Raw genomic sequence first — 15,611 nt, 5'->3', positions numbered from 1 at the left:
TCTTTAAACCTTTATTATTTTTGCATTGGCAAGTAACAGTTATCCTTCAACCGATACTTATCAATCCTGCCCGCTTCAAAATTTGTGTTCGTAAACTGTTCCCTTTTCGTTTAAGCAATCTATAACATATAATCTAATATTCGACGCTAACGATAGCCCGAACGATTATGATTCATTATCTCCACTTCCTGTGCATTATCAGCGAAAGGATATCCCGAACGGGAAAGATAAAAGATTTTCCCTTGCCACTGCACAAAACTTTACCATTTGCCCCATTTATATTGCTTCCGTAGGAGCGGGGCGGCAAGCGGTAACATCAGCAAAGGTAATAACCAGCGCGGCAGAAAAAGAAGTATTCTTCTTACTGCTTTTCCTTGCCTATGCAAGTTCTTATCCCTTAGCAGGGAGCTAATCATCTATTCTCGACTTGTGTCGGCCCTGGTTCTTGTCGAGAAAGATGCTTGTCTAATGACTTGTTGCTTACGCTATTTATTGGATTCATAATCACATAATTAAGATAAGAGAGAAACCTATTTCCAATATCGCTGGAATCCCTTGCGGCTCTAAGGCTCAAGGCGGGTTTTCAAATGCAAGAAAACCCCTTGATTGTACCTTATTCCTGCAAAAAAAACCCTCGATTGTATTAGGATTAGCGGCTCTGCTTCGTCAAAGTAAAGTCTGATTTTACTAATTCCGGCGCAATACCTCGATAGAATAATGACGGATTAACCTTGTACACGCTGTTTCTGCCCGCCTTGAACGAACCGAAGACATGCACTCCCGACAACTTGATTCTAAGATGCTCCTTAACATTGCTTTCATCCATACCAGTGATTTCTACAATATCCCTTAAAGATAGTGCTTCTGCATAGGCGAAATCTTGTTCGTATGGATGCCTAACAAGGTGATTGCTTTCATAGTGCATATACGGCAGTATACGATACAAAAAGCCAATATCAGCGGGCTTTATATCCTTCTGGCTGTAAAGTTCATGTATTGCTTCAATGAAAACCTTTACTAACTTGTTCGTTCGGCTACTCCCTCTTAGACAATAGTTCTCATTGATATAAAACGCATTATATTCTTGCTTAAATAGAGTAATCTTTTTGCTATGTATTAATCCTAGTTCCATGAATTTATCAAGCAATTTTGAATATGTCCTTTTATCTCTTATCCCTAGCACCTCTGCTAGTTCCTTCTTTGTCATAGGTAGTCTTGCGAATGTCTTTATTTTCAGCATATTTTTATAGTCAATATATGATTGAAGCATCAAAAAGTATCCTAATTCCTTTGTGTTTAGTATTTCCTTTGCTAGCAAATCCCTAGCCCCCTCCATATGCACCATTGTAAAATGAATGTCCCACCCGTTCCTATAAGTCTCTATCTCCTTTCTTCTCCTAGCCGCTTCCTGCATTTCGGGGGTTATTACTATGCAATCGGTTCGTTCTTCTCCATTCCCATCTATGACTCTGTTCGCTCTTCTTCTTTTTAACCTTTTGTCTGCTTCATCTAATAGCACACGCGCTGTACTCATTTACTTGCTCTCCCCTTCATTTCCATTCATTATTTCTATCTCGTTATGTATTTCTTCACTTTGCCCCGTCCTTAAAAAAATCGGCGGCGGGAAGACTGATAAAATATATATCTTCCTTGCCAATGTAGCCAACGGCGTATATATAGCGCCCCTGTTCATCAGAGCCGCTATATATTGATTCTCACTATGGTTACTTCACTCGACGGTTTTGATAGATATAAGCTTCGTATTGTTTTGCCAGGTCCGGATTACGCTCTAGCTCTTCATCAACTAAGCAAGTCAAGAACTCTGCCATTGTCAATCCTTCATGCATAGAATGAATTTTAATAAAGCGGAATACATAATCTTCTACTCTCAGCGATAATGGCGTTTTTGGGAAATCATTCATCTTCTATTCCCCCTTTCTAATTCGATTTCTTCTTGTAACCTTTTTACTTTGCTCTTGATTACGCTTAGTAAATGGGCATCAATTCGCTCGGCAAAGCAGGAACAGACCAAGTTCATATCCTTTACTCGGATAGCCAGCTTTCGACTGCCATTTGCTACATATACCGCCACAAGTGAAGCCTTTGCGACCATCTCAAGCGATTCCTTAAAGTTCTTATAGGGCATCCCTAGAGCCATGGATAGCGATTCAATGTCGAGATAATAATCTACTGCGTTATTGAATATTCCGCGCTTTTTGGCTTTGTACGCCATTAAACCGCCGAATGAGATGACTTTTCTTGCCTCAACCATTTCCATATTTTCAATCCCTTTCGCATTGGTTTGATGAGGGGATAGAAGTAGATATCCCCTCTGGAGGAATACGGGGCAGAAGGTGATGACAACCTATTCCCGTATACACTACATAATCTTCTGCGACTGGCAGATTTCATGCGTTCGACAATTCCAGACTTCTATCAAGCCAGACATATATATATTTAAGAATTGCTTTCGAAAAGTCTGCACATTTCACATAAAAATTCTGGCGGCGCAAAATAGAGCTAAAAACAGCAAATAAAAAGCCCTCCACTGTTAATGGAGAGCCGTAATGTACCTATATAACTGCTTATGCTCAATAATCGCTAATGTCTGTCTTGAATATTTGGATATCCCATTCTTTCCCGAACTTTTCAAGTACATAAGAGAAGCGCTTTTTCCCTTTTGCGATTTCAAATGTTCCTGTTGCCTCTGCATATTGACCTGATGGCGTTGATACGGTTTCCCTCATCCTTGAAACGTCTGTTTTGGAGAAGATTATGTTTGACGCATCGTCGTACTTCCTCATGATATTACTCGTTACGGTTTCCTTTACCGATTCTATTTCATTGGCAGTTCCGCACCCAGCCAATACTAAAAGGAGCGTGGAAATAATTAATCCCAAAACGATATTACGTTTCCTCATTCTTGCTACCTCCATAATTGAATATTATAGCGTTCAGCCAATGAAGTGCTAACCTCCCTGCTATCTCCCCCCGATACTCCCCAGGGTCATTAAAATATTCAAAGTGTTCGTAAATCTCGATTGTATCTATAGCAATCTAAGCTCACTAGCTATTAGCTCTGTAGCTCAATTTTCGTCAAATTTACTAGTCAACTTATTGGCTAACTTATATTCCTGCTCTGCTTTTAATAATGACTGTTCATATACATCATTATCCCCTTTTAATAAAGCAACGCTTGAATCATACATTCGTAAAGTAAATGCAATATAATGCTCATGTTCGCTTTTGAATTTCTTAGGAGGAGTAAGTGACTCAACTTTATCAACTTGTTTTTGCATGAGGGTACAAATCCCTTTCATAACTGACTCAAATTCATTCTTATCATCTAAATTACGTAATGCTCTTTCTGTCAAATCAATTGCTTTTAATACCCCCTCATTAACGCTTTTTATTTCAGTAATGTATTCCTCTTGGTTTCCTCCACTGCATCCTGCTAACATCATTATGACTGTAATTAATACCACAACTGACTTACGCATTCGTTTTCATCCTCCATATGTAGTTGATAAAGTCCCCTTTATGTTCCATACATACATTTCCTATTTTGGGCCTCGGGGAAATAATAACACGATTATAGTCTATAGGCTATACTTTGTTTAAAACTTCCTCGATTGACGATTGGATTGCCTGTCTTCTTCAACTACCGTTTTAGTTGTAGGAGGCTTGATGAATTATGAGTGATGCAATTTCAAAGGTATTAGGAGAACGATTACGAACCTATAGAAGACGCAAAAATATGACGCAAGAGGAATTAGCTCACAGAGCTTCATTTTCGACTTCGTTCATCTCCGATGTTGAACGTGCTGAAAAATCGCCAACTATAGAAAGCCTCGTTCGCATTACTGATGCGCTTGGCATAACCTTAGAGGAATTATTCGCAAATACTCAAGCGGGAAAGAAAACGAAAGAAGCAGAAACGATTTCATCAATTATTGGAAAAATACATAACCTGCCCCCGCAGGAGCTACAATCAGTGAACCAAATGGTTGACCTACTGCTTGGTTTTAGAAGAAAGTAAAGGAGCCTAATGAACAGGCTCCTATTTTTTTAGCGGCGGGAAGAAACCGAAATCAATCTGATTCCTGCTTCATTTGCGCCATTTTAAAAGCGTATAATCCTTTCTCTATTCGAACCCCCACCAACTCAATTACTACCCGCTCCTGTACGCCCTGTAGCGCCCCTAACAACGATTCAACGACTTTAATATCGTTAATAATCCTCATTGGCAATAACGCCCTGTATGACCATATCAACGGCATCTGTACACGTCTTATTCTGCCTATGCAGATTATCCAATTGTTCCACTAGAAGCTCATATCGGGCGGCTAGAACGTTAAAATCATGTTCAGCGTTCATACGCTTTCCCGCTCCGCAAACCGTTCTAACAAGGCATTTCTAGCCGCTCGTAGACCTTCAATTTCCTTAATAATAGCCCTGCGCCTTTCAAGAGAGGTAGTAGCTCTCCCATGCTCTAACGCCAGCTTACAATGCAATCTCGCGGTACTTACAAGCTCTCCAGCGGCAATATCATCCTTCATAGCCAACCATATGCTTCGTGACATTGCCATTATTCGTTCCCCCTGCTCATGAACTTTTCATACTGCTCACGAACATCGGAGGCATCCTGATTAACGTAACGATTGACCATTTCCATGGAGGAATGCCCAAGCAATCGACGTAATGAAAACGGGTCGCCCGTTGCTTTTATATAACGTGTTGCAAACGTATGTCGGAATGTATGAGGGCTAATTCGAACACCAGCAATTTTTGCCCGCTTGCCTATGAAACTGATACATCTCGTTGCCCAATTTTTGTCCAACGGCTGACCGTATTCGTTGAGGAACAGGTTTGGAGCCTGTCCGTTTTGCTCATGCCAAGCCAGATAAATGACCAATAATTCTTGTGTCCTTGAGCCGAAATAAACCAATCGCGCTTTTCTGGTTTTAGCCGACTCTGCCCGAACAGATGCCGAACGGTTCTGCAAATCAACTTCTTCTGCAAAAATCCGCATACATTCCCCAATACGCAAACCTGTATCAAGCAGGAATGACATTAACAGCGCATCGCGCAATCCTGTGAAAGTCGTAAGCTCACAACAATTAAACAGCTTCCGTTCCTGTATTTTTGAAATCACTTGAAAATCCTCTTCGGGGACTCTCAGCAATTCTACATTGTCGAACGGGGATTCCTTTATAATTCCCTCAGTTATCGCCCAGTTAAACATGGCTTTAACCGTTCTCAATCTGATGTTTATTGTGGAGGGCTTTAACTTCTGCACCGTCAACATATGTGAAATCCACGAACGAATTACATCGCGATTAGGTACAAAGTTATCTAGACCGCTGTACTCTGATGCCAAGAAACAGCGAAACCAATTCATGTGTTTCCTGTAGTCTTCCAAGGTGCGTTCTGCCGCTCCCGCCGCTTGCCGTGCGGTGTAATAACGGTTAAACAGCTTGTTTAGAGTCAACGTCTCATTCGGGGCTTCTTCAACTTTTTGTTGCGTAGAGCGCGGCGTTTCCAAGACCGTAGGAGTTAGACGGTCTAAAAACCGCTGTGGTATATCCAATGTATTTTTCCTTTGCCCGCGTTTATGCGGTGTTTTGCCTGTACTTACGCTCATATTTCCGTACCTCCCGTTAGATTATCCTCTAACGGTCACTAACACAAAAAAACGCACCAGACCGCTGTTCAACAGTCAAGTGCGTTTCAGTCAATATCGCCGCAATCCCTTGCGCGATGAGCATTTTAAGTAAACTGGCGGAGAGGAAGGGATTCGAACCCTTGTGGGCTTGCACCCTAACGGTTTTCAAGACCGCCCCGTTATGACCGCTTCGGTACCTCTCCGCAATAATAAGTGTAACAAAAGGTATTGTACCACAGGTCAAAATTGAAGTGCAACTTCTTTTTGCTCCCAGCTCGACCTGTGGCTAATTTTAAGATGCGATTTGTGATTAATCTGCAACACAGCTTGGCTTATCGCGGCGCGATAACTTCAAGACCGCCCATGTAAGGACGAAGCGCCTCAGGAACAATCACTGTTCCATCCTCTTGCTGATAATTTTCCAGAATGGCGGCAACCGTACGGCCTACCGCAAGTCCGGAGCCATTCAGCGTATGCGCGAATTCCGGTTTGCTCTTCGGTTCCCGGCGGAAACGAAGTGCAGCGCGGCGAGCCTGAAAGTCCTCGCAGTTCGAACAAGAGGAAATCTCACGGTATGTACCCGCGCTTGGCAGCCAAACCTCAAGATCGTAGGTTTTGGCAGCGGAGAAGCCCATATCCCCCGTACAAAGAGCCAAAACACGATATGGCAAGCCCAGAAGCTGCAGCACGCGTTCAGCATCGGCTGTCATTTTCTCCAGCTCTTCATAGGATTCCTCCGGCTTGGTCACTTTAACCAGCTCAACCTTATTGAATTGATGCTGACGAATCAGGCCGCGTGTATCCCGGCCCGCAGCTCCCGCTTCGGAGCGGAAACAAGCGCTGTACGCCACAAAACGTTTAGGCAATTCCCCTGCATCCAGAATTTCATCGCGATAGAGATTAGTTACCGGCACTTCTGCGGTCGGCGTCAGGAAATAGTCCGAACCCTCCAGCTTGAACAAATCCTCCGAAAATTTCGGAAGCTGGCCCGTTCCCACCAGACTGTCGCGATTGATAATATAAGGCGGAAGCACCTCGTCATAGCCATGACGATCGCTATGCAAATCCATCATAAAGTTAATCAAAGCACGCTCCAGACGAGCGCCCAAGCCGCGATAAAATACAAAACGCGAGCCTGTCACCTTGGCAGCCCGTTCAAAGTCCAGCAGGCCCAGCTCCGCCGCCACATCATAATGCGCTTTTGGCTCGAAGGCAAAGGCTGTTGGTTCCCCGACGCGGCGCACTTCCACGTTATCGTCTTCGGATGCGCCTACCGGCACGCTTTCATGGGGCAGGTTAGGAATAGCAAGCAAAAGACCATTCACTTGCTCCTCCAAAACTCTAAGCTCATCGTCGATTTCCTTGATCCGGTCGCCAACCTCTCTCATTTCCAAAATGAGAGCTTCCGCATCGCCGCCCGATTTTTTCAGCTTCGCCACTTCTTGCGAAACCGTATTACGCCGGTTTTTGAGCTGCTCCGTTTCCATAATCAAGCTGCGGCGTTTTTCATCCAGTCTTGGGAAATCGGCAACCAGCTCCATGGACACGCCACGGTCGCCAAGCCCCTTCTCCAGCTTCTCCCATTCTGCGCGCAGCAATTTAACATCCAACATATTTGTAAGCCCCTCTCCATATCGCCTCCGGCATTCCTCTGCCTGAACGGCCCATCCTGTCGTTTCCTTTAAGCCTTCGACGCTGCCGCTTCCTTCGCCATCTCCAGAAAATAAGCATGAAGACGGTAGTCATCCGTTAATTCCGGATGATAGGAGGCAGCCAGGAAACGCCCTTGGCGCGCTGTCACGATTTCGCCCTTGTAAGTCGACAAAACCTCAACGCCTGCTCCAACCGATTTAATCAGGGGAGCGCGGATGAAGACCGCACGAATGGGATTGTCTATGCCTTTAACGTCAAGATCCGTTTCAAAGCTTTCCCGCTGACGGCCAAAAGCATTGCGCGCAACCGTCATATTCATCAAGCCAAGATGAGCTTCCTCCTGGCCTTCAATTTCACTTGCCAAAATAATAAGGCCCGCGCAGGTTCCAAAAACCGGCTTGCCTTGCGCAGCAAAATCGCGCACCGCATCCATAAAGCCGTATTTCCGCATCAGCTTGCCGATGGTTGTGCTTTCTCCCCCCGGTATAACAAGACCATGAAGGTCTTGCAGCTCCTCCGTGCGCTTGACGGCGACGGCTTCAGCGCCCGCCGATTCCAGGCTGCGGATATGCTCCGAAACTGCCCCTTGCAGCGCCAATACTCCTATTTTCAACATAATGTCGCCATCCTTTTTTAAAAGGCCGGCCTCTCCAAGGGCATGTTTGCATACACGCCCTAATGGACAGACCGGCTTGGAATTGATCCGTATAAATTGCTGTGGACTAAATGCCGCGGTCCTGCATACGCTCAGCGGCGTTCAGCTTGGAGATTTCGATGCCTTTCATCGGTGTGCCCAGGTTTTTCGACACTTCAGCGATCAGCTTGTAATCCTGGTAATGAGTGGTTGCTTCTACAATCGCACGAGCGAATTTCTCAGGGCTGTCCGATTTGAAAATACCGGAGCCAACGAATACGCCGTCAGCGCCCAAATGCATCATCAGTGCTGCATCGGATGGCGTTGCTACGCCGCCAGCAGCAAAGTTGACGACAGGCAGCTTGCCTGTCTCGTGTACGCCCAGCAGCAGGTCGTAAGGAACACCCAGCAGCTTGGCTTCATTGTAAAGCTCGTCCTTCGACAAGCCTTGAATTTTGCGAATTTGACCATTAATCAAGCGAAGGTGGCGAACAGCCTCTACGATGTTGCCCGTTCCCGGCTCGCCTTTTGTACGAAGCATTGCCGCGCCTTCCTGAATACGGCGAAGCGCCTCTCCCAGATCCTTGGCCCCGCAAACGAAAGGAATGGTGAATTCATTTTTGCTAATATGGAAAATTTCATCCGCAGGGGTCAAAACTTCGCTTTCGTCGATGTAGTCAACGCCCATGGATTCCAGCACTTTAGCCTCTACGTAATGGCCGATACGAGCCTTTGCCATAACCGGGATGGAAACAACCTTCATAACCTCTTCCACGATTGTAGGGTCAGCCATGCGGGCAACGCCGCCCGCCGCACGAATGTCGGATGGAACCCGCTCTAGCGCCATAACCGCCGTTGCGCCTGCCGCTTCTGCAACCTTAGCTTGCTCCGCATTCATGACGTCCATAATGACGCCGCCTTTTTGCATTTCTGCCATACCGCGTTTAACGCGCGATGTACCTGTCTCCATTAGCTTCGTGCCTCCTATTTTATCCATCAAAATATATAATTACCGCAGTTGCTCTAACCATTGATTTTACAGGAACAGCGGATAATCGACAAGCCTTATGTCCATGTTATGGACTCGGATTTAGAACAAATTTACGATGCTGTCGAACAAGCCTGCAAAAAAGTCGCCGATTGCCCTGAAAAAGAGCTTGAACCAGCCCGCTTTTTCCGCTTTCTCCGCCGTAACCAGATTAACGGTATAAGATAAATCTTTACCTGTTGCCTCATCGCTATACGTATAAGTAACTGTACCCACTTTGGTGCCTGCAGCTAGCGGAGCGATAAGCTCCTCTTCCGGCATCACCTGACTTGCGGTCATTTCGATTTTGGGCTCGGCGTCTTTTTTGACGATAAACGTAATGTCTTTGTCTGTTACAATAGGCACCGTCTTATTGACGCCTTTTTTTATTTTTACCGTTTCAAGGCCTTCTACAACCGTCTTAGGCGGAAGCGCCGTTTTTTTCTCAAAAGCGCCGTAAGCATAGTCATAAAGCTTCGCCGTTTCATAGAAACGGGTATTTTTTGTTGCCGTATCCATGACCACGCTAATAAAGCGCAAATCATTCCGCATGACCGTGCCCGCAAAGTTGTAACCCGCCTTTTCGGTAAAACCAGTCTTCATGCCATCCACGCCTTGATAGGTTAGCGGCTTAAAGGCTGCATCGGTATGGGTTTGAAGCATGGAGTTGATGTTGACGATAGGGGACTTGTCCCGTGTTCTAAATTGATATTTGGAAATGCTAGAAAACTCCAGAAATTCGGGATGCTCCTTCAAAATAACACGGGCAAGCTTGGCAATGTCACCTGCGGACATGACAGATAGCTCCTCAGTTTCGGTAACTTCAAATCCAGTCGTACTGTGAAACACTGCCGTTGTTAAACCAAGCTCCTTGGCTGTTTCGTTCATCTTGGCTACAAAACCGTCGATACTCCCGGCAACCGTAATCGCAAGCTGCTTGGTGGCATCATTTGCCGAGCCTACCGCCATAGCGGTATACAGCTCCTTCACTGTATGGATGTCGCCAGCCGCAAGATATATCTGTGACTCGATCGGAAGCGTATTAGCAGCATCCGCGCTTACTGTAATCTTCTCATCCCAGCTAAGCCGGCCTGTCGAAATTTCCTTCAGAACGATATACTCCGTCATCAGCTTTGTCATGCTTGCAAGAGGAAGAGCCTCATCCGGATTAACCTGGAACAGAACCTGCCCCGAGTCCGCTTCGATCAATATCGCTGCTTTCACCTGCAAGCCCAGAGCATTTTCCGTGCTAGGCCGATTATTATATCCGACTGCGAGTGCGGTTGATGCACCCTGCGACAAGACGGCCGTCCAAATCATTAGACAAGCGGCCATTAGCGACCAGAATCGAAACGGTCTTCCCTTTGCTTTCACAATCATTTCCCCATTTCCGCATTAAATTATACGTTCATAATTGTAACATAGGTAAGCACCCCTGTTAAACCTCTTTAAAAAATGGAAAAACCAAACCGGCACATCCCGATTGGGACATGTACCGATTTGGCTTTTGTCTGGATATGATCACTGATTGCGAAGCATGTCTCATGGTACTAGAAACCGTACATTTTGAAACCAAACTTTTACAGCGAGTAGTTTGGCGCTTCCTTTGTAATTTGCACGTCATGCGGATGGCTTTCGCGCAAGCCCGCGCCTGTAATACGAACAAATTGTGTGTCGTTACGCAATTCATCCAGGCTGCTGGCTCCACAATAACCCATGCCGGAGCGCAAGCCGCCAAGCAACTGATGAGCTGCGTCTGCCAAAGGTCCTTTGTAAGGAACACGGCCTTCAATGCCTTCCGGCACCAGCTTGTTTTCGTTTTCCTGGAAATAACGGTCCTTGCTGCCTTCCTTCATAGCTCCAAGCGAACCCATGCCGCGATATACCTTAAAGCTGCGGCCTTGGAAAATTTCCGTTTCACCCGGGCTTTCCGCTGTACCAGCGAACAAGCTGCCGATCATAATCGCGCTTGCGCCTGCTGCGATTGCTTTCGTAATATCGCCGGAATACTTGATGCCGCCATCCGCAATGATAGGCACATTGTATTCACGCGCAACAGTTGCGCAATCATAAATGGCTGTAATTTGCGGAACGCCGATACCTGCAATAACACGCGTTGTACAGATGGAGCCTGGTCCAATGCCAACCTTAACGACAGAGGCGCCGGCTTCAATCAGGTCACGAGTGGCATCGCCAGTCGCTACGTTGCCCGCAATAATTGTTAGATCCGGATAAGAAGCACGCAGACTGCGTACCGCATCCAAAATATTAATATGGTGGCCGTGAGCGGAATCAACTACCAGCACGTCAATACCGGCTTGTACCAAAGCAGCCGCGCGATCGGCTGTATCTTTGGAAATACCGACAGCTGCGCCGCAGAGAAGACGTCCATGGGAATCCTTAGCCGCGTTCGGGAATTGAATCGCTTTTTCGATGTCTTTAATAGTAATAAGGCCTTTAAGCGTGTTCTCCTCATCGACAAGCGGCAGCTTTTCGATCTTGTGGCGCTGGAGAATGCCTTCAGCCTCCTGCAGCGTTGTTCCGACTGGCGCAGTCACCAGATTGTCGCGGGTCATCACATCGCTAATTTTAATAGAATAATCGTGTACGAAACGCAAATCCCGATTTGTCAAAATGCCAACAAGCTTTTTGTTTTCATCCACAATCGGAACGCCGGAGATCCGGTATTTGCCCATCAGCTCTTCCGCGTCGTAAACATGATGATTGGCTGTAAGCGAGAATGGATTAGTAATAACTCCGCTTTCCGACCGTTTGACCCGATCCACCTCTTCAGCCTGTTGAGCTACAGACATATTCTTATGAATAATGCCGATCCCGCCCTCACGAGCTATTGCAATCGCCATGGCAGCCTCCGTGACGGTGTCCATGCCTGCGCTAATCAATGGAATGTTCAGCTTGATGCTGGAGCTCAGCCTTGTCGAAACACTTACTTCTCTTGGCAGAACTTCCGATTTGCGCGGAACAAGCAACACATCGTCGAATGTTAGCCCTTCCTTAGCGAATTTCGTTTCCCACACGAGTTGTTTCCTCCCTTAATTATGATGCCTCTCACGTATATTATTAGCAATATTAGCAGAGGGGGTAGGGGCTGTCAAGGAGGATTAAAAGCCCCGGAAGCCGCTTGTTTCCTGCCTTCAACCTAAGCTTGCCCCTTCATTTGCTTAGAAAAAATCAGGCAGCCACGTAGTTTGTTCGGGTATACGGCATTGTAAGCGATTTATCGACTCCGGGCTGCCGCAAATAAGGCCAGAAGCCGATAATTGTTTACCACTGCGATAACCTAGCAGAAGCATAACAAGCGCTCCTATATCTGCGCTTATAACAGAATCATCCAATGTATCCTTTTGAAATCGTCCATCTTCACCCTGTATACTCAGCTTCTGAACTTGTACTTCCCCTTTAGCGTTTATAGCCAGCTCATATATGCCTTCATTCCAAGGCGCATACTTATCCGTAATACAGAGCTTGAACAGGTCGTGCCTAGTACCGCTCTCAAACGGATATTGCCGCAAAAAGGACTCCACATCCACGATCCGCGCCATAAAATAAGGCACTATTTCCTGCGTGATTCTGGGATCGGGCAGCCTGTCAGGCAAAGTATCATCTATCGGCACTTCTATCCGTACTTCCTTAATCATGGAGTCATGCTGTCCGATGAAGCTCCATATCGCCATTTCGGCCTGATGGTCCAGAGCCATCAGCTCATGGACTACAAGCTGCCTGTCCTTTACCGAATACAGCAGATACCCCCGATCCCGCCCGCCTTGGTCAACATATACAGCAGCTTGCGCCTCATTGCCTCCCCTGGCATGATGCTTCCACCACAGCGGAGTTCTGACCAGGCTGCCATTATAACGCGATGCAACGGCATGATATAAATCATGAAGGCTGTCGCGGCTGCTTCTCCGTTCCATCTTTCCGGAATAGGGGACGCGCGGCGGCAGCTGCGCAACGGTAAGCGTATATTTCTTTTTGTCGGTATATAGCTCCCAGCCGAATTTTCGGTAAAAACCTACTTCAAAAGGAGACAGCATAGATAACACTTGCCCTTTGGCTTTCATCTCTTGTAATGAATGTACCAGCAAACGGGATACCAGCCCTTGTCTCCGATATTCTGGCCATGTCGCGACTCCGGCCACTCCCCCGGCTTTAATGACGCGTCCGCCTACATAAAACTTCAAATCCAGTACGGTGGCTTTTGCCGCTATGCTTTTTCCATCATAAACAATCCAGCGATCTGCGGGTTCTTCCTGATAAAGAACTTTCATATCCTCCAGCTCGGCCGGGGTCAACTTATATTGAAATGCAAATTGGGACAACTCCAGACTTTCCTCGAAACCGGCTGGCTCCAACCGTCCAATACGCAGCTCTACACCCATATAATCCAACTCCCATTCGCTTTATCTGAAGCCTAACATCTCTAGCTGTACCTCATCACGCGATGCAGTTCCTGTTGATTCAAAACTATATCATATAAAAACCGTTTAATCTGACTTTAAAACATTTTTTTTGCTAAAAAGCAGGCATTAAGAACTGCATTGCCGAAATATACATGCACAAAATAGTGTTTAGGCACTACATATGTTATGATTATCTCTATTCGTTCATCTATCTAACTATTATCTTACTTGGAAAACGGGAGGCAGCTTATGAGAAACATGACGATTCGCACCAAGCTTTTTACTGGATTTTCGGCAGTGATTGCATTACTTATTATGATCATCTTGTTAGGCTTGTACCAAGTATTTACGTTGGATCGTACATATACGAAGCTACTGGATGATCGCGTCCAGAAGGTTATACATATCAAGGATATGCTCATAACGGCAAAATCGCAGCAAATCGCAGCACGAGGTTATGTTCTGATGGGCGACGAACCTTCGTTCAACAATATACGCAGCACACATGACCAGTTTGTTCAAATGATGAATCAATTAAGGCAAACCTCTAAATCGACTGATATGAAAGATATGCTTGACCAAACTGAAAAACTGGAATCTGAATATCACAGTCTGGTATTAAAGCTGGTCGATTACAAAAATGCCGATAATCAGCAGGGGGCGATAGACCTTATCGTAACCGAAAATCGACAGAAAATTATGGAGCTTGAGGAAGCTTTGGATAATATGATCTGGTATCAGGCGCAACAAATGGAAGCAGGCGTTGAGGAATCCAACAACACGATCAAAAGCATGGAAAGCCTAATCATTATTTTGGGCATTATAGCAATTGCACTAGGGGTCGTCATTGCTTTAATAATGGGCAAAATGATTGCAACTCCTCTTGTATCGATTTCCCGCATCGCCCAAAAAATTGCCTCTGGTGATTTAACCGGAGATAAAATTCAAATGAAAAGCAATGATGAGATCGGCCAGCTAGCCAGTACATTTAATTTAATGTCTAACAACCTGAAGTCTATGATCATTCAAGTCAACGAAGGCTCGAAACAAGTAACTGAAGCTGCAGAAGAGTTAAATGCAAATGCCGGACAAGCAACAAGCGTCACAGAGCAGATCGCTACAACGATGCAAGATTTGGCATCGGGCTCCGACACTCAGGTACAGCTGGTAACGGATGGCCTGCAAACAACCAACGAAATGTCCGCGGGCTTCCAACAAATTGCGGCAAGCACACAGAACGTTTCCACCAAAGCCGATGAAGCCACTCAAAAAGCGGATATCGGAAACCAATCCATTACAACTGCCGTACAACAAATGAATGCGATTCAAACGAAGGTTAAAGGCTTAAGCTTGATCGTAGATGAGTTAGGCGGTCATTCCAAAGAAATCCGTCAAATCATCGAAACCATTACCGATATCGCAACACAAACCAATTTGCTCGCCTTGAACGCTTCTATTGAAGCAGCAAGAGCCGGAGAACATGGACGCGGATTCGAGGTTGTAGCAGGGGAAGTACGTAAACTGTCACAGCAATCCGCCCAATCTGCAGAACAAATCTCATCTTTAATCAGCTCCATAGCAAATGGCGTAGATAAAGCTGCCGAGTCAATGAATAACGTTTCAGAGGAAGTACAGGCGGGCCTAAACACCGTTCATGTCGCAGGCGAGTCCTTCCAACACATAAGCGAAGCTGTTAACGCAGTGGCAGTCGATACGGTCGAGGTTTCCTCTGCAATTCAGCAAATGACTGCAGGAGTTGAACAGATGGCACATGCCATGAAGGTTATATCTGGCGTAACCGAAAACACTGCTGCCGGCACAGAGCAAGTTACAGCGTCCACCCAGGAGCAGCTATCCTCCATGGAAGAAGTATCAGCCGCGGCACAAACCTTGTCTCAAATAGCTGACCAGCTGCAAACCACAGTTAGCCGCTTCACCGTCTAACAGCTCTGCAGCACCCAGTATGTCTCCATCAATCACACCACTTGTTGAGTAACCTGGTAGCGATTTGATGTTTAACTCAATATGAACTCAATATGTAGTTTGTTACTTTTGTTTTAACGAACATTCCAACAAGTTGCCTGCCTAATGCAGGCAACTTGCATTTTATAGGCTTTCTGGAACGCCCCATGACGTAAAACAACAAACAGCCTACCGTCTCATACGTACGGTAGGCTGTTTGTGCTTGGCGATGGCCATTCCGCACCGGGA

The 15,611-nt window shown here is 45.9% G+C and carries 16 protein-coding genes and 1 tRNA gene; 2 read left to right on the top strand and 15 right to left on the bottom strand.

The window, feature by feature from the left end; genetic code table 11:
• Window positions 1-649 precede the first annotated feature (649 nt).
• The 5 genes from A7K91_RS07765 to A7K91_RS07745 form a co-directional block, all read right to left on the bottom strand.
• Window positions 650-1,534, bottom strand: coding sequence for a helix-turn-helix domain-containing protein (locus A7K91_RS07765; protein ID WP_068681368.1), 885 nt, complete (start codon window positions 1,532-1,534; stop codon window positions 650-652).
• Between the two features lie 190 nt (window positions 1,535-1,724).
• Complete coding sequence (locus tag A7K91_RS07760; protein ID WP_068681366.1) at window positions 1,725-1,922, bottom strand: hypothetical protein; 198 nt, start codon at window positions 1,920-1,922, stop codon at window positions 1,725-1,727.
• A complete protein-coding gene (locus tag A7K91_RS07755) occupies window positions 1,919-2,278 on the bottom strand; it encodes a hypothetical protein (RefSeq protein WP_068681364.1) in 360 nt (119 codons plus the stop codon). The genes A7K91_RS07760 and A7K91_RS07755 overlap by 4 nt, the downstream gene beginning before the upstream one ends.
• A gap of 313 nt (window positions 2,279-2,591) precedes the next feature.
• Complete coding sequence (locus tag A7K91_RS07750) at window positions 2,592-2,921, bottom strand: hypothetical protein (RefSeq protein ID WP_068681362.1); 330 nt, start codon at window positions 2,919-2,921, stop codon at window positions 2,592-2,594.
• 165 nt (window positions 2,922-3,086) lie between these two features.
• Window positions 3,087-3,500, bottom strand: coding sequence for a hypothetical protein (locus A7K91_RS07745; protein ID WP_068681361.1), 414 nt, complete (start codon window positions 3,498-3,500; stop codon window positions 3,087-3,089).
• Between the two features lie 194 nt (window positions 3,501-3,694).
• Between A7K91_RS07745 and A7K91_RS07740 the strand changes: the two genes are divergently transcribed.
• The gene (locus A7K91_RS07740; protein WP_068681359.1) at window positions 3,695-4,039 is read left to right on the top strand and encodes a helix-turn-helix domain-containing protein; all 345 of its coding nucleotides are present in this window, start codon (window positions 3,695-3,697) and stop codon (window positions 4,037-4,039) included.
• Window positions 4,040-4,230: 191 nt separating this feature from the next.
• On the opposite strand, the gene A7K91_RS26365 is transcribed toward A7K91_RS07740, so the two are convergent.
• The 10 genes from A7K91_RS26365 to A7K91_RS07695 form a co-directional block, all read right to left on the bottom strand.
• The gene (locus A7K91_RS26365; protein WP_156739403.1) at window positions 4,231-4,377 is read right to left on the bottom strand and encodes a hypothetical protein; all 147 of its coding nucleotides are present in this window, start codon (window positions 4,375-4,377) and stop codon (window positions 4,231-4,233) included.
• Window positions 4,374-4,589, bottom strand: coding sequence for a hypothetical protein (locus tag A7K91_RS07735; protein ID WP_068681357.1), 216 nt, complete (start codon window positions 4,587-4,589; stop codon window positions 4,374-4,376). The genes A7K91_RS26365 and A7K91_RS07735 overlap by 4 nt, the downstream gene beginning before the upstream one ends.
• Window positions 4,589-5,644 carry a tyrosine-type recombinase/integrase gene (locus A7K91_RS07730; protein WP_068681355.1) on the bottom strand — a complete coding sequence of 352 codons (1,056 nt, stop codon included), beginning with the start codon at window positions 5,642-5,644 and terminating at the stop codon, window positions 4,589-4,591. The genes A7K91_RS07735 and A7K91_RS07730 overlap by 1 nt, the downstream gene beginning before the upstream one ends.
• A 135-nt stretch (window positions 5,645-5,779) precedes the next feature.
• Window positions 5,780-5,868: transfer RNA gene (locus tag A7K91_RS07725), tRNA-Ser, on the bottom strand.
• A 129-nt stretch (window positions 5,869-5,997) separates the two neighbouring features.
• Window positions 5,998-7,278 carry a serine--tRNA ligase gene (serS, locus tag A7K91_RS07720; protein WP_068681353.1) on the bottom strand — a complete coding sequence of 427 codons (1,281 nt, stop codon included), beginning with the start codon at window positions 7,276-7,278 and terminating at the stop codon, window positions 5,998-6,000.
• A 68-nt stretch (window positions 7,279-7,346) separates the two neighbouring features.
• Window positions 7,347-7,931, bottom strand: a complete 585-nt coding sequence (gene pdxT / locus A7K91_RS07715; protein ID WP_068681411.1) for a pyridoxal 5'-phosphate synthase glutaminase subunit PdxT — start codon at window positions 7,929-7,931, stop codon at window positions 7,347-7,349.
• A gap of 109 nt (window positions 7,932-8,040) precedes the next feature.
• Entirely contained in the window at window positions 8,041-8,922 is an 882-nt protein-coding gene (gene pdxS / locus A7K91_RS07710) for a pyridoxal 5'-phosphate synthase lyase subunit PdxS (protein ID WP_068681351.1), read from the bottom strand.
• A gap of 120 nt (window positions 8,923-9,042) precedes the next feature.
• Window positions 9,043-10,359, bottom strand: a complete 1,317-nt coding sequence (locus A7K91_RS07705) for a D-alanyl-D-alanine carboxypeptidase family protein (RefSeq protein ID WP_068681349.1) — start codon at window positions 10,357-10,359, stop codon at window positions 9,043-9,045.
• 200 nt (window positions 10,360-10,559) lie between these two features.
• A complete protein-coding gene (gene guaB, locus A7K91_RS07700; protein ID WP_068681347.1) occupies window positions 10,560-12,017 on the bottom strand; it encodes an IMP dehydrogenase in 1,458 nt (485 codons plus the stop codon).
• A gap of 144 nt (window positions 12,018-12,161) precedes the next feature.
• Window positions 12,162-13,379, bottom strand: a complete 1,218-nt coding sequence (locus tag A7K91_RS07695) for a GNAT family N-acetyltransferase (protein WP_068681345.1) — start codon at window positions 13,377-13,379, stop codon at window positions 12,162-12,164.
• Between the two features lie 270 nt (window positions 13,380-13,649).
• Here A7K91_RS07695 and A7K91_RS07690 point away from each other — a divergent pair, with 270 nt between their 5' ends.
• The gene (locus A7K91_RS07690; RefSeq protein ID WP_068681342.1) at window positions 13,650-15,344 is read left to right on the top strand and encodes a methyl-accepting chemotaxis protein; all 1,695 of its coding nucleotides are present in this window, start codon (window positions 13,650-13,652) and stop codon (window positions 15,342-15,344) included.
• Window positions 15,345-15,611 lie beyond the last annotated feature (267 nt).

Source organism: Paenibacillus oryzae (genome assembly GCF_001675045.1).
Taxonomy (GTDB): Bacteria; Bacillota; Bacilli; order Paenibacillales; family Paenibacillaceae; genus Pristimantibacillus; species Pristimantibacillus oryzae.
This window is presented reverse-complemented; position numbering and strand designations above follow the sequence as displayed.